20 protein-coding genes are annotated in these 19,538 nt (G+C 65.6%); 8 read left to right on the forward strand and 12 right to left on the reverse strand.

What is annotated here, in order from left to right:
* Positions 1-24 precede the first annotated feature (24 nt).
* Entirely contained in the window at positions 25-1,515 is a 1,491-nt protein-coding gene (locus tag CVM73_RS16445; RefSeq protein WP_158237572.1) for an outer membrane protein, read from the reverse strand.
* 233 nt (positions 1,516-1,748) lie between these two features.
* Here CVM73_RS16445 and CVM73_RS16450 point away from each other — a divergent pair, with 233 nt between their 5' ends.
* The 4 genes from CVM73_RS16450 (at position 1,749) to CVM73_RS16465 (ending at position 3,205) form a co-directional block, all read left to right on the forward strand.
* Positions 1,749-2,132 (forward strand): ArsR/SmtB family transcription factor, encoded by a 384-nt coding sequence (locus tag CVM73_RS16450; RefSeq protein WP_100233002.1) that lies wholly within the window; start codon positions 1,749-1,751, stop codon positions 2,130-2,132.
* Entirely contained in the window at positions 2,132-2,623 is a 492-nt protein-coding gene (locus tag CVM73_RS16455) for an SRPBCC family protein (protein ID WP_167406882.1), read from the forward strand. The genes CVM73_RS16450 and CVM73_RS16455 overlap by 1 nt, the downstream gene beginning before the upstream one ends.
* Positions 2,620-2,805, forward strand: coding sequence for a DUF892 family protein (locus CVM73_RS16460; protein WP_100233004.1), 186 nt, complete (start codon positions 2,620-2,622; stop codon positions 2,803-2,805). The genes CVM73_RS16455 and CVM73_RS16460 overlap by 4 nt, the downstream gene beginning before the upstream one ends.
* Positions 2,806-2,938: 133 nt before the next feature.
* Complete coding sequence (locus CVM73_RS16465; protein ID WP_100233005.1) at positions 2,939-3,205, forward strand: hypothetical protein; 267 nt, start codon at positions 2,939-2,941, stop codon at positions 3,203-3,205.
* A 27-nt stretch (positions 3,206-3,232) separates the two neighbouring features.
* On the opposite strand, the gene CVM73_RS16470 is transcribed toward CVM73_RS16465, so the two are convergent.
* Genes CVM73_RS16470 through CVM73_RS16485 form a run of 4 tightly spaced genes read right to left on the reverse strand, consistent with a single transcriptional unit; the run spans position 3,233 to position 7,591 of the window.
* Entirely contained in the window at positions 3,233-4,456 is a 1,224-nt protein-coding gene (locus CVM73_RS16470; protein WP_100233006.1) for an ABC transporter substrate-binding protein, read from the reverse strand.
* A gap of 19 nt (positions 4,457-4,475) precedes the next feature.
* Positions 4,476-5,462: a Bug family tripartite tricarboxylate transporter substrate binding protein gene (locus CVM73_RS16475; RefSeq protein WP_100233007.1), complete on the reverse strand. Its 987-nt coding sequence runs from the start codon at positions 5,460-5,462 to the stop codon at positions 4,476-4,478.
* A 43-nt stretch (positions 5,463-5,505) separates the two neighbouring features.
* Positions 5,506-6,702, reverse strand: coding sequence for a CaiB/BaiF CoA transferase family protein (locus CVM73_RS16480; RefSeq protein WP_100233008.1), 1,197 nt, complete (start codon positions 6,700-6,702; stop codon positions 5,506-5,508).
* Between the two features lies 1 nt (position 6,703).
* Positions 6,704-7,591, reverse strand: a complete 888-nt coding sequence (locus CVM73_RS16485; protein WP_100233009.1) for an IclR family transcriptional regulator — start codon at positions 7,589-7,591, stop codon at positions 6,704-6,706.
* Positions 7,592-7,803: 212 nt separating this feature from the next.
* Here CVM73_RS16485 and CVM73_RS16490 point away from each other — a divergent pair, with 212 nt between their 5' ends.
* The gene (locus tag CVM73_RS16490; protein WP_100233128.1) at positions 7,804-8,646 is read left to right on the forward strand and encodes a hypothetical protein; all 843 of its coding nucleotides are present in this window, start codon (positions 7,804-7,806) and stop codon (positions 8,644-8,646) included.
* Between the two features lie 66 nt (positions 8,647-8,712).
* Here the strand turns inward: CVM73_RS16490 and CVM73_RS16495 are convergent, their stop codons facing one another.
* The 4 genes from CVM73_RS16495 to CVM73_RS16510 form a co-directional block, all read right to left on the reverse strand.
* On the reverse strand, positions 8,713-9,924 hold the full coding sequence (locus tag CVM73_RS16495; RefSeq protein ID WP_100233010.1) for an ABC transporter substrate-binding protein: 1,212 nt from the start codon (positions 9,922-9,924) through the stop codon (positions 8,713-8,715).
* A gap of 41 nt (positions 9,925-9,965) precedes the next feature.
* Positions 9,966-10,817, reverse strand: coding sequence for a fumarylacetoacetate hydrolase family protein (locus CVM73_RS16500; RefSeq protein WP_100233011.1), 852 nt, complete (start codon positions 10,815-10,817; stop codon positions 9,966-9,968).
* A 25-nt stretch (positions 10,818-10,842) separates the two neighbouring features.
* Positions 10,843-12,351, reverse strand: a complete 1,509-nt coding sequence (gene mhpA, locus CVM73_RS16505; RefSeq protein WP_100233012.1) for a bifunctional 3-(3-hydroxy-phenyl)propionate/3-hydroxycinnamic acid hydroxylase MhpA — start codon at positions 12,349-12,351, stop codon at positions 10,843-10,845.
* Positions 12,352-12,424: 73 nt separating this feature from the next.
* Positions 12,425-13,216: a DNA-binding transcriptional regulator gene (locus CVM73_RS16510; protein ID WP_100233013.1), complete on the reverse strand. Its 792-nt coding sequence runs from the start codon at positions 13,214-13,216 to the stop codon at positions 12,425-12,427.
* A gap of 147 nt (positions 13,217-13,363) precedes the next feature.
* Between CVM73_RS16510 and CVM73_RS16515 the strand changes: the two genes are divergently transcribed.
* Both CVM73_RS16515 and CVM73_RS16520 read left to right on the forward strand, forming a co-directional pair.
* Positions 13,364-14,347 (forward strand): VOC family protein, encoded by a 984-nt coding sequence (locus CVM73_RS16515; RefSeq protein WP_167406883.1) that lies wholly within the window; start codon positions 13,364-13,366, stop codon positions 14,345-14,347.
* Positions 14,348-14,392: 45 nt separating this feature from the next.
* Complete coding sequence (locus CVM73_RS16520) at positions 14,393-15,355, forward strand: MBL fold metallo-hydrolase (protein ID WP_100233014.1); 963 nt, start codon at positions 14,393-14,395, stop codon at positions 15,353-15,355.
* Between the two features lie 11 nt (positions 15,356-15,366).
* Here the strand turns inward: CVM73_RS16520 and CVM73_RS16525 are convergent, their stop codons facing one another.
* Both CVM73_RS16525 and CVM73_RS16530 read right to left on the reverse strand, forming a co-directional pair.
* Positions 15,367-16,014: a response regulator gene (locus tag CVM73_RS16525; RefSeq protein ID WP_100233015.1), complete on the reverse strand. Its 648-nt coding sequence runs from the start codon at positions 16,012-16,014 to the stop codon at positions 15,367-15,369.
* A complete protein-coding gene (locus CVM73_RS16530; RefSeq protein WP_100233016.1) occupies positions 16,011-17,393 on the reverse strand; it encodes a sensor histidine kinase in 1,383 nt (460 codons plus the stop codon). Before CVM73_RS16530 ends, CVM73_RS16525 begins: the two co-directional genes overlap by 4 nt.
* Before the next feature lie 187 nt (positions 17,394-17,580).
* On the opposite strand from CVM73_RS16530, the gene CVM73_RS16535 reads away from it, so the two are divergent.
* Complete coding sequence (locus tag CVM73_RS16535; protein ID WP_100233017.1) at positions 17,581-18,441, forward strand: DUF3280 domain-containing protein; 861 nt, start codon at positions 17,581-17,583, stop codon at positions 18,439-18,441.
* A gap of 54 nt (positions 18,442-18,495) precedes the next feature.
* Here the strand turns inward: CVM73_RS16535 and CVM73_RS16540 are convergent, their stop codons facing one another.
* Positions 18,496-19,527, reverse strand: a complete 1,032-nt coding sequence (locus tag CVM73_RS16540; RefSeq protein WP_100233018.1) for an L-idonate 5-dehydrogenase — start codon at positions 19,525-19,527, stop codon at positions 18,496-18,498.
* Positions 19,528-19,538 lie beyond the last annotated feature (11 nt).

The following is a 19,538-nucleotide window of genomic DNA, read 5'->3' on the forward strand; positions in this document are numbered from 1 at the left end:
GGCCCTCCGGGTCCGGATCAGGCTCTAGCCGCCGCCGAGCTTGTAGTTCACGCCCACCCGGATGACGTCGTTGCGCACGGTGGACCTCGTTCCCATGGTCGGGAAGCCGGGATCCGTCGTCGCAAACGTGTGATCGATGCTGCCGAGGTCGAAATGGAGATATTCGATCTTCCCGGTCCAGTTGCCGAATAGCCAGGCCTCGACGCCGCCGCCAGCGACCCAGCCACCCTTGGTCTGCTTGAAATTGGAGGTGTAGACGGCGGCGCCGGAGAACACGTCGGTTTCCTCGACCTCGGCCCATGCGCCGCCCGCCGTGACGAACAGCAGATAGCCGCGGTCGGCATAGCCGAGCCGGCCGCGCACGGTGGCGAGCCAGTTGAAGCGTTGCGAGACGGTCTCGATGGGACCGCCAGCCGTGAAGCAGCTCATGGCGCAGGCTGTGTCCTTCTGGCCGCTCCATTGCGCGTCACCCTCGACGCCGAGCACGACATGGCCGGTCTGCCAGTTGTAGCCGAGCTGTCCGCCGCCGAGCGCGCCCTGTGGCGACACCTTCTGCGGCGCGAACGAGGAGATGTAATGCGTGAGCTCGCCAGGCTGAGGTGCAACTGCCGGGTCGAAATACTTGAATTCCCGGAACGAGGTGTTGCCGACGCCATAGCCGCCGTTGAGACCGCCATACACACCGGTCCAGCGCCACGCATTCGCGGCCGGATCGACCGGCAGAGGAGCCGTGGCCTGCGTATTGAACAGCCGGTAGTTCAGGCCGACACGGACGATGTTGTCGGTGACATGGCTGTTCACGGTATTCGTGACGTCGAAGGGCAGGAGACCCGCCCCGGTGGCGATGCGTGTCGTCGTGGTCGTCGGCGAGAAATCGAGATGCAGATATTCGAACTTCACGGTCCAGTTCTGCCAGAGCCGTCCCTCGATGCCGCCGCCGAATACCCAGCCGGCAACGGTATTCCTCACCGTGGACGAGGCGACGGAATCGTCGAACTGAGCTGTTGCGGTCTCGCGGATGCCGGCCCAGGCGCCGCCGCCTGTCACGTAGAGCAGGTAGCCGGCATTGGCGAGGCCGAGGCGCGCACGCGCCGTCGTGAACCATTCCAGCTCGTGGCGCACGCGCACGGCGCCGACTTCCGCGTTGAAGTTTTGAATGCACTCGAAGCCGCCGCAGCCGGAATCGCGCTGGCCGCTCCATTGGGCATCGCCCTCGAGCCCCAGCACCCAGCGGCCGACCTGCCAGTTATATCCGAGCTGGCCTCCGAAGATTCCGCCGGTCGGCAGGACGCGGCCCGGGCCGACCTGGACTTGCGGCCCGCCGGCGAACGCCTGATCGAACGTGTCGCGGCCAAAACTGTAGCCGGCATTGACGCCGCCATAGAGGCCGCTCCAGCTCCAGGGATCGGGCGGCGGCGCCTTGTACTTGACGGGAAGATCGGCAGCGGACGCGCCAAATGCCGACGCCAGCAGGATCACCGCTCCCAAGCCAATCCGGATCACTTGCATCATCATTCCCAGGTCTGGCTGAGGACGCCGCCACTCGCGGCAGATGGAATCGAAGAAGCCGTACCGTGCCATTTCAGCACATCGACTTGCTTGCCGGTGTAACCGGGCCGCCACAATCCCAGGTAATTCATCGCGCCGACCGCACCGGCCGGAGCCTTGCGTGGGGATCGGCAGATTTCACTTAGCTGTGTGGCTAACAATTATTGACGCGGCCAAGTGCGTCGCCTATAGTTAGCTACATGGCTAACCAACAAACCCACCTCGACCAGATCTTCGCAGCGCTCGCCGACCCCACGCGGCGGGCGATCGTGATGCGGCTCTGTGCGGGCGAGGCGTCGGTCGGCGAGCTCGCCGATCCCTTCGACATGGCGCTGCCGAGCTTCATGAAGCACATCCGCGTGCTGCAGACGAGCGGGCTCGTGCTGTCGGAGAAATCCGGCCGCGTGCGCACCTGCCGACTCAGTCCGGATGCGCTCCTCGGCGCGGAGGATTGGTTCCAGCAGCAGCGCGCGATCTGGGAGGCGCGGCTCGACCGGTTCGAGGCCTATGTGATGAAGCTCAAGAAGGAGAGGGCGGGCGTCAAGCGGCCGTCCCGAACAACCAAACGGAAAGGTTCTGAGTGATGACGAGTTCTGCCAATCCCGCTCTGTCGCAATGGTCGCTCGACCGCGAGATCGTGATGTCGCGCGTGATCGACGCGCCGCGCGATCTGGTGTTCGAGGCGTGGTCCGATCCGAAGCATCTGCCGCAATGGTTCGGGCCGAAGGGATTCAAGGTCGAGACCTTCGAGATCGACGTGCGCGTCGGCGGCGTCTGGCGCTTCAACATGATCGGTCCCGACGGCACGGTCTATCCGAACCGGATGCGCTTCCGCCGTATCGAGCGGCCGTCGCTGATGGAGATGGATCATGGCCTCGACCAGGATGACGATCCCGGCATGTTCCGCTTCACCGTCACCTTTGCCGAGCAGAGCAACGGCAAGACCGTGCTGATGATGCGCCAGCTGGCTTCAAGCACCGAGCAGCGTGATGGCATGATCGGCTTCGGCGCCGTCGAATATGGCTACCAGACGCTGGACAAGCTGGCTGCGTATGTGGCGGGGATGAAGGGATGAACCAAGCTGATCGTTCGGGGATCGATGCTTCGCTACTCGCGCTCTGCGCCGCTGGCATGCCGGAGGCCAAGGCACCGCTCGAGACATCGTTGAAGGAAGAGCAACGCATGGCCGCCTGGATCGACTCCAATGTCGAGAAGGTGACCATGGAGTACCTGACGCATCAGCGCCAGGCAGCGTAGTTTTTCGTGTTCCTCGCCGATTCTTCGCCGATCGAACCACCGGCGCGCCATGGCAGCCGGTGGTTTACGCGCTCCCGGTCCAGTCGCGCGCTCGCGCGGTAGGAACCATCGCTGCCCTCCGGCTTTGGCAGTGATGGCGCACATCATCTTCAGCGACGACCGCAATCCCGCCGGGGAACAGGCTTACGAGATCGCCTGGGACTTTCTCGTGCGTACGGGCGCCATCTGCGACGAATTCGAGGCCTGCGTGTTCCTGGCGCACCGTATCTCCATGATGGTCGAGGAGGGGCAGACGAACCGGATCCGCATGGCCAACCGCGCGATCTCCGAATACCAGCACCATGTCGACGAACGCGACGACTTGATCCGCAGCGGCGGCCGCCGTGCTGGAAGGCATTGAGCGCCAATCAGCGTGCCTTTCGCCGCCTCATTCCCTGGCCTCGTCCGTCACGATGTCGCCAAGCTTCTGCCAGCGCACGCCGTCGAACTGCACCATCTGGAACTGCTTGTTGACGCGATAGTCGGTCGGCGTGGTCGTGACCGAAATCCCCGGCAGCGTCAGGTCGAGTTCGACGTTCTTGAGGCTGGCCGCCTGTCGCATGACGTTGTCGCGGGTGAGATCGTCGCCGCACTGCTGCAGCACCTGCACCAGCAGCTGGGCGGTGATGTAGCCGTAGACGTTCAGGTTCGATTCCTTGTCGCCGTCGGGATAGTACTTGGCCATGAAGGCGAGGTAGCGCTTCATGCCAGGGTCGTCCTTCCATTCGGGGTCGGCGGCATCCTTGACATAGCCGACGCTGACCACGCCCTTGGCGTTGTCGAGCCCCGCGGGCTTCAGCACGGCGCTGACCGAGGAGGCGTTGATGTCGATGATGTGCAGCGGCTTCCAGCCGATCTCGGCGACTTTCTTGATCGCCTGGGCCGCCTGCTTCGGCGTCGTGGCGCTGAACAGCACGTCGGCACCCGCATCCTTCAACCGCAGGATCTGCGAGTCGATCGTCGGCTCGGTGATTTCGTAGGACGTCTCGGCCACGACCATGTTCGCCTTGTCGCCGAGGCCGGCTTTCAGGCCGGCGAGATAATCCTTGCCGAGGTCGTCGTTCTGGTAGAGCACGCCGATCCTGGCATTCGGATATTTCTTCAGGAGGTACTGCGCGTAGATCCGCCCCTCGACGAGGTAGGAAGGGTTGAACCCCATGGTCCAGGGAAAGTTCTTCGGATCGGTGAAGCGCGCCGCGCCGGTCGCGGCGAAGAGCTGGGGGATCTTCCTGGCGTTGAGATATTTCTGCACGGCGACGTTCGGCGCGGTGCCGATGATCTGGAACGTCAGCAGCACCTCGTCGCTTTCGACCAGCCGGCGGGTCTGCTCCACGGTCTTCGGCGGCGAATAGGCATCGTCGTACTGGATCAGCTCGACCTTGCGGCCGTTCACGCCGCCCTGGTCGTTGATCATCCTCATATAGGCGGCCTGAGTCTTGCCGATCACGGCGTAGGCCGAGGCCGGGCCGCTGAGCGGCACGGTCTGACCAACCTTGATCGCGGTGTCGGACGCGCCAGGGTCGTACTTCTTCTGCGCCTGTGCTGCCGCGCTCGACAGCACGAGGAGCAGCGCGGAAGCTGCGATGCGTTTGAGAAGAAGAATGCTTTTCATGGCCGGTCCCTCCCGCTCGCTATTCGCCCTTGAGACCGGCGTCGCGGATCAACTTGGTCCACTTCTGCGTCTCGGCGTCGATGAACTGGCCGAACTCGGCCGCGGTGCCGGCACGCACTTCGAGGCCTTGGGCGGTCAGCTTGTCCTTGATTGCAGGTTCGGCGAGCGCGCGCAGAACTTCGGCCTGGAGCTTGTCGATGATCGCGCGCGGCGTCGTGGACGGCGCCATGAAGCCGTACCAGCCGGCGGCAGCCACGTTGGGAAAGCCCTGCTCGCGCAGCGTCGGCGCCTGCGCGTAGAGCGCGCTGCGCTCGGCCGAGGCGACGCCGAGCACGGTGAACTTGCCGCTCTGGATGTAGGGCAGGGCGGTCGGCAGCGCCGTCAGCGTGGCATCGACGCGTCCGGCGAGCAGCTCGGTGTAGGAAGCCGCATCGCCCCGGAACGGAATGTTCAGACCCTTGACGCCGGCATCGCGGAACAGAAGCTCTCCGGCAAGGTGCGGCTGCGAGCCGGCGCCGGGAGAGGCGAAGGTCAGCCCATCCGGCTTCGATTTGCCGTAGGCGATCAATTCGGGGAGCGTCTTGAACGGCGCGTCGGCACTGATGATGAGGAACAGCGGCGCGATCACTACCATCGCGACCGGCTGCAGATCCTTGCGGTCATAGGTCAGCTTGCCGAACAGCGCCTCGGCGGTGGCGTAGGGGGCCGCGACGTAAAGGATCGTATAGCCGTCGCCCGGCGCATGCGCGACCATGTCGTTGGCGATGCGCGTGCCGGCACCCGGCTTGTTTTCGACGATGAACTGCTGACGCAGGCTGCGGCCGAACTCTTCGGCGAGCAGGCGCAGCGAGATGTCGTTGGAGCCGCCGGGCCCGTAGGGCGAGATCAGCCGCACCATGCGCGACGGCCATGCATCCTCGGCCTGGGCCGTCAGACCCGAGCCGGCGGCCAGGCTGCCTGCGATTGTGCCCAGCAGGGTTCGGCGTGTGACTTCGAGCGATGCCACTGTTTTCTTCCTCCCATTTTTATTGTTGGTCTTCTTGTTACGTTCAGATCACCTTTCGCTCGGTGAGCCGATCGATCTCCTTGTCCGAAAGGCCGAGCCAGGTTCGGAAGACCTCGTCATTGTCCTGGCCGACATCACCGGCGGCGTGACGCATTTGCGCGGGATCGACGGTGAAGCGCGGGACGACATTGGTCATGGCGACGGTCCCAAAATCCCGGTCGGCCACGCGGGTGATCACCTCGCGCGCCCTTACTTGCGGATCGTCGGCGATCTGATCGATCGAATAGATCGGGGCGAGCGTTCCCTGCGCGGCGTTGAAGCTCGTGAGGACCTCGTCGAGGGGATGCGCGGCGCACCAGACCGCGAAGATCTCGTTGAGTTCGGCGGCGTGCTTGACGCGCTGGTCATTGGTGGCGAAGCGCGGATCCTCGACCAGGTCGGGACGTCCGATCGCCCGGCAATTCGCTGCAAAGAGGGCGTTGGTCGAACCCGCGAGCGTCACCCAATGATCGTCGCTGGTGCGAAACACGGCGGCCGGCGCCGAATAGCCGTTGGCGTTGCCGATGCGGCTGCGAACGGCGCCGAGCTGGTCGTATTCGATGGCGAGCACGTCGAGCAGGCGGAAGGTGGCTTCGGTGAGTGCGAGATCGATCTCCTCGCCGGGAGCGCCGGGGTCGCGTGCCCGCTTCCACAGCGCTGCCAGCACGCCGACGGCGCCGAACAGGCCGCCGATCGAATCCCCGATTGGGTATCCGGGATGGGTCGGCTCGCCCTCGCTCTCGCCGGTGATGTAAGTCAGTCCGCCCATGGCCTCGAAGATGCGGGCGAAGCCGGGCCGCTCGCGATAGGGGCCGTTCTGCCCGAAGGCGGTGGCGCGCAGAATCACGAGGCGCGGCTGGATCGACCACAGCACCTCCTTAGGAAGGCCCCAGCGATCCAGCGTTCCCGGACGAAAATTCTCGATCAGCACGTCGAAGCGTGGAAGCAGCTGCTTGAACAGCGCAAGCCCTTCCGGCATGCGCAGATCGAGCGTGGCAAACTTCTTGTTGCGGTTGGCGGCCTTCCACCACAGCGGCTTGCCGTTCTTGAACGGCGGAAACGACCGCACGCCGTCGCCGTGCCCGGGCATCTCGATCTTGAGCACGTCCGCGCCGTAGTCGGCCAGCAGCGTGGCAGCGAACGGCGCGGCGATGATCGTCGCGATGTCGAGAACCTTCAGTCCTTCGAGCGGCCCAGCCATATCATTTTCCGGCGCTTGTGATTTTCTTGGTCTTGCGCGGCGTCGTCGTGAGCTCGGCCTGCCCGACGATGGCGCGGATGCTGTCGGCGAGCGCCGCGATGCGCGGACCGATCTCGCCCTCGAGCTGCCCTGGCTGGAGCCGGAAGGCGGGGATGCCGCAATTGATCGAGAACGACTGCTTCGATTCGCTCGCATGAAACAGCGGCGCGGCGACGGCATGGATCGAGGCCATGTACTCGCCCCAGCAGGTGCAGAAGCCACGGCTTTTGCATTGCGCGATCCCGGCGCGGTATTTGTCGCGGACCGCCGACCACAGCCCGGCATCCTCGGCGGCGATATTCCGTTCCAGCCGGTCTGCATCGGCCGGCGGCAAGGTCGCCGCCGCGGCGCGGCCCATGGCGGTCATCACGACGGGAATGGGCATGCCGATGTCGGGCACGTGCGGGCCGACATCACCGGAGCGCGCGGTCTCGACATAGATCATCGAGGTGGCATCGAGCAGGCCGATCGACACCGTGCCGCGGACGCTGTGCGCCAGCTCCTGCATCATCGGCCGCGCCACTTGGCGGAATTGCATTCCGGCGAGCAGAGGATGCGCCATCCGCAGCGCCCGCGCACCGACGCGGTACTTCGCCCGCTCGGCGTCGTAGCGGAGGTAGCCGAGCTCGGCCAGCGTATGGGTCAGCCTCGCCACCGTCGGCCGCGGGATGCCGGTCAATGTCGACAGCTCCATGTTGCCCAGCAGCGTGCTCCCAGCCTTGAAGGCCTCGAGCACGACGAGCCCTTTTGCCAGCGTGGTGGCGAAAGCGGCGTCGTCGGTGCTCTCCGCCAGCACTGCTGCGGCGGAGGAGAGCGGATGTCGCGGTTTGGATGAGTCAGTTGGAGCCATTCCCGAATATCAGACGGGAGCAATCCAAATGTCCAATAGATTCGACGAAAGAGCAAAAATTGTCCGATATGTGGACACAGCTGCGCGGCGGCGTTTTCCCTGAGGGCGGCCGCAGAACGACTGGGCACACAGATTTTTGTCGTGATTGCATGCCGTTCTGTGACAGGATTATTACGATGGCATGTCAGGTCGATAATTTTGCGGAGCGGTTCATGTTGCAGTGGCAGGCGCGGTCAAATCCCCTCGCGTGGTGGTGGGGATCCCTCACGCTCGTGAGCAGCGCCAATATTCTCGTCTGGTTCATGCTCTATCGCGAGTTCTATCCGACGCCTTCGGGCAGCCTCAGTGGCGGCTCGGACATCGGGCTGATGCTGCTGCTGTGCGCCGGCTATGTGTTCGGCTGCGCCTTCCGTTCGGTGCTGCCGCGCGCCGACGTGCAGCGCATCTGCCTGTTCGACACCTGGCTCTCCAGCGTCTTCGTCGGACGCTCGGTTGCGACCGTGGCCGAGGTCTGCTTCGCCGCGCAATGGGCCATCATCCTGCATCAGCTCGGCACCATGACCGGCGCCGAGACGGCGGTGAACGTCGCGTGGGTGATCGTCCCGGTGATCATCATCGCCGAGTGCTTCTCCTGGTACGCGGTGGTCACCACCAATTATCTCTACAACGCGATCGAGAATTCGCTGTGGGCGGTGACCTTCTTCCTCGCCGGCATCGCGCTGTGCCGCCTGATGCCGGAATTCCAGGGCGTGGTGCGCTGGGCGCTGATCGCGGGCATCGTCGGCATTGCCTGCTTCCTGGCCTTCCTCGTCACGGTCGACGTGCCGATGTATCTCAGCCGCTGGCGGGCAGGGCACGCCGAGGGCGGCAGGTTCTTGGGCCTGCTCGAAGGCCTGCATGACGTCGCGACGCGCTGGGTGGTGACCCACGACATCGCGCATTGGAAGGGCGAGCTGACCTGGATGTTCCTGTATTTCAGTGCAGCTGTGTGGTCGAGCCTCGCGCTCTGCGCGCTCTACGCCATGGAAGGGTATCTCACGCGGTATCTGGCCTGACGGTCAGATTCTTGTTTCGACGCGTTTTCCTGGCGCGAAGCGGTATCCACTTCGCTTGAAAACGCTCTACTTGCCGACCAGGCTGCACTTGCTGCGGTCGAGCGGACGGAAGGCCTGGTCGGGCGGGATCGTCGCGACCAGCTTGACGAAATCCCACGGGCCTCTGGATTCTTCGGGCGTCTTGACCTGCACCAGGTAGAGATCGTGCACCATGCGCTGATCCTCGCGGATGCGGCCGTTGGGCGTATACGCATCCGACACCGGCGTCGCCCTCATCTTGGCCATGACGGAGGCGCTGTCGTCCGAGTCGGTGTCCTTGACGGCTTGCAGATAATGGCGCACGGCGGAATAGACGCCGGCCTGGATCTGCGACGGCATCGCCTTGCGACGGGCATAGAAAGCATCGGAGAATTTCCGCGCCGCAGGCGAGACGTCCTCGAAGAACGAGGTGACGATGAGATCGCCGCGCGTCGCCTTCAAGCCCACGGCCTCGATATCCACGTTCTGGAACGACATCGGCACGATCTTGATGCCCTGATCGGCGAGCCCGAATTCCTCGGCCTGCTTGATTGCGGTGGCGTTGTCGCCGGCAACGTTGATGGCCAGGATCTTGGCGCCCGACGACTGCGCCTGAAGCAGGAATGAGCTGTAGTCGGGCGTGCCGAGCTGGGCCTTCACGCTGCCGGCAACCTTGCCGCCGAGCGCGGCGATGCGGTCGCGCGCGGTCGCCTCGATCGAATGTCCGAACGCGTAATCGCCGGTGACGAAGAACCACGGCTCCTTGCTGGTCTGCATGATGCCGGAGACCACGGCGGTCGCGGTGGAATAGGCGTCCTGGGTCCATTGCACGCTGGTCGGGGCGCACGCTTCATCAGTGAGCTGGTTTGCTCCGGCGCCGGAGATGAGAAATATCTTGCCGTTGCCGCGCACGAGCTCCTGCACCGCCAGCGCGGCGCCGGAGCTGCCGCCGTCGGCGATCGCCTGGACACCGTCGCTGAACCACTTTCGCGCGAGCGAGGCCGCAAGGTCCGGCTTGTTCTGATGGTCGGCCTGCAAGATCTCGATCGGCTTGCCGTTGATCTTGCCGCCGAACTCCTCCGCCGCCATCCGCGCCGCCTCGACCGAGCCCGGACCCATGGCGGTCGCAAACACACCGTTCATGTCGGTGAGGACGCCGATGCGGATCGCATCGCCCTTGATTTCGGCCCGCGCAGCGGAGCCCGCGAGCGCGAGTGCCATCAGCAGGGTGGCGGCGGAGGTGGTGCGGGTCGTGCCCATGGCGTTTCCTGAGTTTATCGTTGATTGATCGGTCTTGACGGTCAGGCCGGTTCGGCGATCACCTTGTTGCGCAAGGTGCCGATGCCGGAGATTTCGACCTCGACATTGTCGCCGGGGCGCATCCACAACGGCGGCGTGCGCTTGGCGCCGACGCCGCCGGGCGTGCCCGTGACGATGACGTCGCCGGGCACGAGCGGGCAGATGGTGGAGATGTAGGCGATCAGCTCGGGGATGGCGGTGATCAGGAGATCAGTGGTGGTGTCCTGCACGACCTTGCCGTTCAGGCGGGTCTGCAGAGTGAGCTTCGACGGATCGGGGATCTCGTCCGCCGTGACCAGCCACGGGCCAAAACTGCCGCTCTCGGCAAAGGTCTTGCCGGAGAGGAACTGGCTGGTGTGGCGCTGCCAGTCGCGGACACTGCCTTCGTTGTAGCAGGAATAGCCCGCGATATGGTCGAGCGCACTGCTGGCCGGGATGTGGCGGCCTTTCTTGCCGATGACGAGCGCGAGCTCACCCTCATAGTCGAAATCGTCGCTCACCCTCGACTTGACGATGGGCTGGAGATGGCCGACCTGGCTACAGGCGAAGCGCGCGAACAGCGCCGGCTTCTCGGTGACGGTGCGGCCGGTCTCGGCGACGTGGTCACGATAGTTCAGGCCAACGCAGATGATCTTGCCGGGATCGGGGATGACGGGGGCGAAGGCGATGCTGTCGAGCGGATGATCGGGCGCCGCGGATGCGACCAGCTTTGCCGCCTCGGTGAGGCGACCAGTTTCGAGCAGCTGCCGCAGCGTGGTGCAGCCCGCCATCTGCGCGCCGAGATCGACGACGCCGTTGTCCTTGACGGCTCCGAAGGAGGCGCGGCCACCGGCGATGAAAGAGAGCAGCTTCATGAGATATCCTTGGAAGTGAGTTCGATCAGGCCGCGGACGGCACGTGGGTTGAAGGCTCGAGAACGGCAACGAGTCGGGCGAGCTCGGATTCGTTGCGGGCGGTGCCGCGGATGTAACGGTCGGGACGAACCAGCGCGGCGACGATGCCCTGCGCGCGGAGCCAGTCGCCGATGGCTTCCGCATCATCGTCGGTCAGGATCTCGATCCCTGCTTGCGAAAGCGCGAGACGCGAGGAGAGCGTGGCGGCGTCCGCTACGAACAGCACTTGGCTGTAGCCGACTCGGTCGTCGCTGCGGCGGCCGTCCTTCAACGCAAATTGCGGCGCGAGATGGCCGGCGAGTGGTAGGTCGCCGAGCGCGAGTCCAGGGCCGAGCAGGGGCTTTTTCACCTCGAGCTTGACCGGCGCATTGTCGCGGGGCTGGCCGGCGGCAAGGCCAGCTTCGATCGCCTTGGTGTTGACCACGCCGCCGAGGCGAATGGCGAGCTCGATGAATTCGCGTACATGCGGCAGCCGTTCGCTCTGATAGGTGTCGAGCAGATCGGGCGCTGCGCCGTCGCGGATGATGGCGCCGAGCTTCCAGGCGAGGTTGGCGACATCCCGGATGCCGGCGCACATTCCCTGGCCGAGGAACGGCGGGGTCTGATGCGCGGAGTCGCCCGCCAGCAGCAGCCGGCCGTTTCGCCATTGCTGCGCGATAGCGGAATGAAACGTGTAGACCGCCGCGCGCTCGATCTCGGCATCGTCGGGCCCGATCCAGCGCGACAGCAGCTCCCAGACCTTTGCCGGTTGCGCGACGTCGTTCGAATCCTCGTCGGGAAGAACCGTGATCTCCCAGCGCCGCCGCCTGCCGGTGCCGCGGACATAGGTCGCCGGCCGTCTCGGATCGCAATGCTGGAGGCTGTAGTCGCCGAGATCGTCGCGCGCGTGCTTGAGCAGCACGTCGATCACCAGCCAGCGCTCGTGGAAGCCGAGATCGTCCATGCCGGAGCCGATGAAACGGCGAACGAGAGAGCGTGCGCCGTCGCAGCCGATCACATAGCTGGCGCGGACCTCGGTGAGCTTTCCGTTGGAGAGGTCCTCGTACCGGACGCGCACGCCGGTGTCGTTCTGGTCCAGCGCGAAGACGTCGCAGCGGTTGCGCAGGGTGACATGCGGCCAGCGGGCGAGGCCGCCGATCAGCACGTCCTCCAGATCGGGCTGGTGGAAACGGTAGCTCAGATTCCAGCCCATCGACGTCGGCGTTTGCGGCCGCGACCAGTCCAGCAGCATCTCGCCGTTGGCATCGAGGAACAGCATGCCGGGGCTGAGGATGGTTTGCGGCAGGATCGCGTCGGCGAGACCAATGGTCTGGAACACGCGCATGCATTCGTCGTCGAAATGCACCGCGCGCGGCAGGTGATAGGTCCGCGCCTCGCGCTCCAGCACCAGCGTCCGCACGCCGCACAGGCCGAGCAGATTAGCGAGCGTGGCGCCGACCGGGCCGCGGCCGACGATCACGACGTCATAGTCTTCGGGGGCGGATTTATCTTGCATGGGGCTATCTCTTCCCCAAGCCGCGCCGCAGCATCAACGCCGCCGCGCCAAGTGTCCGCCCAGCGGACGGCCCCTAGACCTCGACAGGAATGGCCGAGGCCGTCTCCTGAAGCTGGCTGACGAACTGCGCCACCGCTTCCTCGATCCCGAGCGCCGAGCGGATCCAGATGATGGAAATGCAGCCGAACACGGCGCCGTGCCGCACGATCGGGACGGCGATCGATGCCGTCTTCGGATTATATTCGCCTTCGCTACGGATGGCGTAACCCCGCGCGGCCGTCTCTTCGATCATCCGGTTGAAGCGGCCTTCGTCGAGAAAGGGGCGATCGTCGGCCTCGTCGATGCGGCGCAGGTGATTGACGATCAGGTCGCGCTCGCGCGCCGGGCAGGCGGCAAGATAGGCACGTCCCGCGGACGTGCGCAGCATCGGCAACCGCTTGCCGATCATGCCGCGGTCGATCGAGAGCGGGCTGCGCGAGTGGGTGGTCTCCTGCACCACCATCGCGGCGTTCTCGTAGGTGGACAGATCGACCGGCCAGACCAGGGTCTTGCTAAGCTCGGTGAGATATGGGGCTGCCGCCTGGCAGATCACCACGCCGGGATCGTAGCCGTCGCCGAGACTCAATGCCCGCCGGGTGACGCGAAAGCGGTCGTCGCTGGCGCTGCGGGCGACATAGCCGAGTTCCTCCAGCGTTTCGAGCAGGCGATAGACGGTGGGGCGAGGCAGGTCGAGCGCGCGGGCAACGTCGCCGGCGCGGATGCCGCCGGAGCGGTTAACCTCCTGCAGCACGTCGAGCCCGCGCTTGAAGGCGCGGACGCCCTCGGACTGCCGCGGCTGGCCGTTCCGCGTCCGCTCCTTGGACACTTCGTATTTCCTCCCTTGTGGCCGGCGGCCCCGCGATTATCGTCCTTGCGAACGCGAAGCGATTGCGGAGCGCCACCGTAGGATCGCGCGCGGCCGGTATCAAGCTCGCCGCAGTGCGGCGATCGCGATGCCTTCGGGAGGACGTCGATGGAAATCACAGCGCTCGGCTATATCGGGATCAATTCATCCCAGCTTGACCAGTGGAGCCAGATGGCGACCGGGCTGCTCGGCATGCAGCAGGTCGATCGCGGCGCCAAGATGCGCGCTTTTCGCATGGACGACCGCAAGCAGCGCCTGATTGTCGACGGCAGCAGCGACGCCGGCCTTGCGGTGATGGGATGGGAAGTTCCTTCGACCGCCGAACTGGACCAGTTGGCAGGACGGTTGGAAAGCCATGGCATCAAGGTGGTCCGAGGCTTGCGCGCGCTCGCTGACGAGCGGCATGCCGCCGAACTGATCGCGTTTGCCGATCCCGCCGGCAACCGGCTGGAAGCTTTTTGCAAGCCTGAGCTTGCGAGCGAGCCCTTCATGCCGGGCCGCCCGATCTCGGGCTTCCGCACCGGCGCGCTCGGCATGGGGCATGTCGTGCTCAATGTGGAGGACGTCGAGCCGCTTTTGCCGTTCTATCGCGACGTGCTCGGCTTTCACGTCTCCGATTTTGGGCTGAAGCCTTACGGGCTTTATTTCTTCCACGTCAATGGCCGCCACCACTCCTTTGCGATGGTCGGCTCGGGACGGAAGGCGCTACATCATTTCATGGTCGAGCTCGGTAGTCTCGATGATATCGGGCAGGGCTACGACCTCGCGCAGATGGACGAGGGGCGCATCGCTTACACGCTGGGCCGACACACCAACGACCACATGACCTCGTTCTACGTAAATACGCCGTCCGGCTTCTTCATCGAATACGGCTGGGGCGGGCGCGTCATCGATCCCGAAACCTGGGAGCCGCACGAGACCTTTGATGGGCCCTCCCTATGGGGCCACGAGCGGCTCCATATGCCCGAAGAACAACGCAAGCGATTGCGCGACATGCGGCTCGATGCGGCCGCGCGCGGCGTGCGCGTCGCCGACCCGCGCGTGCCGCCGCTGAATTGCGCATGGCTGGATTCGGTGATCGCACGTGAATGATCCGCGGCGGCGCGGCAAACAATTTGATGCCCAGCAAAGGATGACATGTTCAAAACCTTCTTGAGGGCAAGCCTTGTGCTGCTCGCGTTCACGACGGTTGTCTCGGCCGAACCGATCAAGGTCACGCTGCTCGGCACCGGCGTGCCGACGCCGCGGCCGACCAGCTTCAGCGCTTCGACGCTGGTGGAGGCGGGCAGCGAAAAACTGCTGTTCGATCTCGGCCGCGGCGCGACCATGCAGCTCTACAAGCTGAAGATTCCCCTCGGCGCGATTACCGCGAGCTTCATCACGCATCTGCATTCCGATCACATCGTCGGCCTTCCCGACATGTGGCTGACCGGCTGGCTCGCCACGTCCTGGGCCTCGCGCAAGGGTCCGATGAAGCTCTACGGCCCGAAGGGGACCGTCGCCATGACGGAAAACCTCACCAAGGCTTTCGCCGACGACATCCGCATCCGCATCGATGACGAGCATCTCGATCCCGTAGCGGTCACATTCGCGGCCAAGGATATCGAAGCCGGGCCGGTCTATGAGAACAACGGCGTGAAGGTCAGCGCGATCGAGGTGAACCACGGCGAGAAGATCAGGCCCTCGTTCGGTTACATCGTCGAATATGGCGGCCACAAGGTCGTGCTCTCAGGCGACACCAAGTACGACGAGCGTATCGCGAAGGCGGCCGAGGGCGCCGATCTCCTGATCCACGAGGTCGCGGTCATCGAGCCGGAGCTGCTGGTCAAAAATCCCGTCTATAAGGACATCCAGGCTCACCACACCTCGCCCGAAGAGGCCGGCCGCATCTTTGCTTCGTCCAAGCCAAAACTCGCCGTTTACTCCCACATCGTGTTCGGCACGGTGAAGCCCGCGCCCGACATTCCCGAGGAGCCGCTGATCCTGCGCACGCGCACGGCTTACAACGGCCCGTTGCTCGTCGGTCGTGACATGATGTCGTTCAGGATCGGTGACAGGGTGGAGGCGTTCTCGCCTGATGGAACGAAGCTGGAGCCGTAAGGCAGCGGCAATCAGACTTCCGTCAACAGTCCCTGGCGCAGCGCCAGCCGGACCAGCTCGATGTCGGAGCCGACGCCGAGCTTGTCCTTGATCAGGGAATGCAGGTTCGCCACCGTCTTCGGGCTGACATGCAGCGTCTCGGCGATCTGCTCCGTCGTGTTCTCGGCGAGCAGCAGCCGCAGCACCTCGAATTCGCGCGGCGTCAGCACGTCGGCGGCCGAGCTCTCGCCGCTGATGCGGCTGAGCGCAAGCTCGTGGTCGATGTCGGGGCTGATGGCGATCTTGCCGGCGAGCACGTCCTTCACCGCGCGCACCAAGGTCTCGGGCGGACTGGTCTTGGTGACGTAACCCCTCGCACCGGCGCGGATCGCCTGCACGGCAAAGCCGGCATTCTCGTGCATGGTGAAGACGAGGATTCGTGCCGCCTTGTCCCACTGCCTGATCCGCCTGACGGCCTCGATGCCGCCGATGCCGGGCAAGCTGAGGTCCATGATGACGAGATCGGGCGCCTCGGATTTGTACAGCCGGTAGGCCTCCGCACCGTCAGCCGCCTCGGCGATGACGCGCAGGCCCGGCTGCTTCTGCAGCACGGAGCGATAGCCCTCGCGGACGACGGAATGGTCGTCGACCAGCAGGATGGTCGCCTCAGCCGTGCTCATGCCGCGTGCTCCAGCGCCTGCCGATCGGCGGCCGCAAGCGGAATGGACACGCGCAGCGCGGAACCATGGGGGCCGGTCTCAAAGCTCAGCCGGCCGCGGAGCGCGGCGACGCGTTCGCGCATGCCGAGCAGGCCCATGCCGGATTTGACGGCAGCCTCGTTCGGCCGGCCATCGTCCTCGATCGCGAGCGCGATCTCGCTTTCGGCCATCGTCAGATGCAGGCTGACGCTCGTGGCGCCGGCGTGCTTGGCCGCGTTGGTGAGCGCCTCCTGCACGATGCGATAGAGATTGGCGCTGACGGAGGCTGGCACGCTTTCGAAGGCACCGTCGAACCGGATATCGTAGCGCGTCTGGCCGCGGCTGCGGCCGTTCCACCCCGACACCAGGCCTTCGAGGCTGGCGACCAGGCCGAGCTCGTCGACATCGGGCGGTCGCAACCGGAACAGCGCACCGCGCAGCGTCTCCATCATGCCGGTCGCGGTCCGGGCAATGCTGTCGCATTCGCCCAGCAATCCCGGGCAGTCCTGCGCCGCAGTCTGGCGGGCGGACGCGGCCAGCGCGCGGATCGCGGCGAGCGACTGGCCGAACTCGTCATGCAGCTCGCGCGCGAGGTGGCGGCGCTCCTCGTCCTGGAGCGCGATCAGCTTCCGCGTGAGCTCGCTGCGCTCGGCCAGCGCGGTGTCGAGGCTTTCGGCGAGGTGGTTGAAGACGTCCCGGATGGCGGAGAGCTCGGCGAGATCGAACGGCGGCAACCGCGTCGTGAGGTCACCGGCGGCGATCCGCTCGAGGCCGTTGCCGATCATGCGGGTGGGGCGCAGGGCGCGGGCCAGTGCGGCATAGACCAGCGCGCAGAGCAGCGGCAGCGCGATCGCAAGCGCGATCATCAAGCGGCCGGCCTCGTGCCAGGCCTCGGCCGTCTGCACGGCCGGATCGACCGAGACCACGGTCTCGCCGAGCTTGGTTCCGCGCACGATCACGGGCCGTGCCGCCTCGCGGCCGGGGTCGAACAGGCTGCGATAGAACGCGGCGAAGGCTTGCGGCGGCGGGCTCGCAGGGGCAGGCGCGCCACTACAGAAACGCTGCAGCATGTCGCCGCTCGGGCTCCGGAATCCGAGGCACAGGCCGGGCGTCATCACATGGGCCGACACCGGGTCGAGGTTCGGAAAGTCCGAGCGGGGGCTCGCCACCCATTGGACCTTGCCCTGTTGCAGCTCCAGTGTCTTCGCCACGATGGCGGCGATACCGTCGATGCGCGCATGCGCCGCGCTGTCGGCCGTGACAAGGAAATAGGCGGAGATCGCGGCGAAGCAGGCGGCCGATATCGCGGCCACGCGTAGCGTCAGACGGACCTTGAGATCGAACCTCGGGCGATTCCACATCGGCTTGCACCTGGTGCGAACGGGTTTGTCGCGCCCTCATTAAACGGCAGAACGCCAGCGGCGGGAAGCGTTCCCGCCCTACCGCAGTGCAACGTCGTGAAATTTTCCCGGCGTTCGTCGGGACAACCACAGCTGCGCGGCCTCAGGCGGCCCGTCCAGATTTGCGTTCCATCCACGAGGCCCGTTCATGCACCGCTGCCGGCTGGTTCTCTCTGCCTGTCTCCTCTTCGTCCTCTCTTGCTCGCCCGTCGCTGCGCAGGCCGCCATCGGCGTCGCCATGGACGATTTCAGCTACACCGATACCTCGGCCGAGCCGACCAACCAGACCGCCGCCCACGAGCGGCGGCTGGCGGCGTTCATGGCCGCGCTTCGAAGGGACATCGACGCGGACCAGCGCTATCGCTTGGTGCCGTCCGCCCAGGACGGAGCGGCGTTCAAGGTCATCGGCGGCATCCAGAAGACGAGCACGCTGGTGCAATGGGCGAAGGTCGCCGTGATCGACGTCGGCGCCAAGAAGCTCGTGATGGACAAGCTCTACAGCTTCCGCGGCGACAATGATGAATCATGGGAGCGCGCCGAGGTCTTCGTGTCCCGCGAGGTCATGGCTGCGCTCGGCACGCCCGCGCCGGTCGCGCTTGCCGTGTTCGATTTCGAGCTCGAGGACATGACCGCCGCCTCCGCGGGCGCGTCAGCCGGTTCGGATGCCTCGTACCTGGCCGAGGTCACCGGCGGTGTACGCGAGGCGCTCAGCCAATCCGGCCGTTATCGGATCGTCGATGTCGGCACAGAAGCGGCGAGGGCGGGCGCTCTGCGCGATTGCGGCGGCTGCGAGGCCTCCATTGCGCAGAAGCTCGGTGCAGACCAGTCACTGATGGGCGTGGTGCGCCGCGTCAGCCGCACCGAATACACGCTCGGCTTCCAGGTTCGCGATGCCGGGACCGGCGCGGTGCTGGCGCGCGGCGACAGCGGCCTGCGCATGGGCGCAGACTATTCCTGGAAGCGCGGGGCGGTGCGGCTCGTCAGGGATCGGCTGATCGACAGCCAGTAGCTACGCTGGTGTTCACCTCTCCCTACGGGAGAGGTGAACCAAGACGCGCCGCGCTCAGAACGTCAGCTGCACCTTCATCGACTGCGAGCGGTCGCTGGCGAGCTCGAAGGCGGCGACCGCGTTCTCGAACGGCATGGTCGCCGTGATCAGCGGCTTGACGTCGATCAGGCCTTCGCCCATCAGCCGCACCGCCAGCTCGAACTCGGGATCGAAGCGGAAGGTACCGCGGAGCTGCAGTTCCTTGCCGACGATGGAGTTGATCGGCAACGTCATCTCGCCGCCGAGGCCAAGCTGCACGAGGATAGCACCGGGGCGCAGCACGTCGAGCGCCGTGCGGAGCGCAGCCTGGTTGCCGGAGGCCTCGAACAGCGTGTCGAACACGCCCTTGCCGGTGCGCCACGGGTCGAGCGCAGCGGCGTTGGTCGCGACATTGATGGCATGCGTGGCGCCGAGCTCTTTCGCGACGGCGAGCGGCGCGTCGGCCACATCCGTCACCACGATCTCGGATGCGCCGCCGAAGCGCGAGACCAGGATCATCAGCGCGCCGATCGGGCCGCAGCCGGTGATCAGCACGCGCTTGCCGAGCAGGGGACCGGCCTGCTTGCCGGCGTGCAGGCATACCGCGAGCGGCTCGGCCACCGCCGCTTCCGCCAGCGAGAGCTTGTCTGAGATCGGCACGGCCTGCGTCGCATCGACCGTGATGAACTCGCGAAAGCCGCCCTGCACATGCGGAAAGCGCATCGCGCTGCCGAGGAAGCGCATGTCGAGGCACTGGTTGCGCAGGCCTTCCTGGCAGTGCAGGCATTGGCCGCACGGCTTGCTCGGATTGACCGCAACGCGCGTGCCAGTCTTCACGGTGGTGACGCCGTCGCCGACCGCGGCGACGACGCCCGCGATCTCATGCCCCAGCGCCATCGGCTGCTGGATGCGCACGACGCCGAAGCCGCCATGATGGTAGTAGTGCAGGTCCGAGCCGCAGATGCCGCCATTGGCGATCTTGACGCGGACCTCGCCGGGGCCGGGTGCCGGGTCGGGGTAATTGTCGATCCGCAGGTCCTTTGGGGCGTGAATGACGACGGCGCGCATGGCTTGCTCCC

Origin of the sequence: Bradyrhizobium forestalis (assembly GCF_002795245.1) — a bacterium.
GTDB classification, from domain to species: Bacteria; Pseudomonadota; Alphaproteobacteria; order Rhizobiales; family Xanthobacteraceae; genus Bradyrhizobium; species Bradyrhizobium forestalis.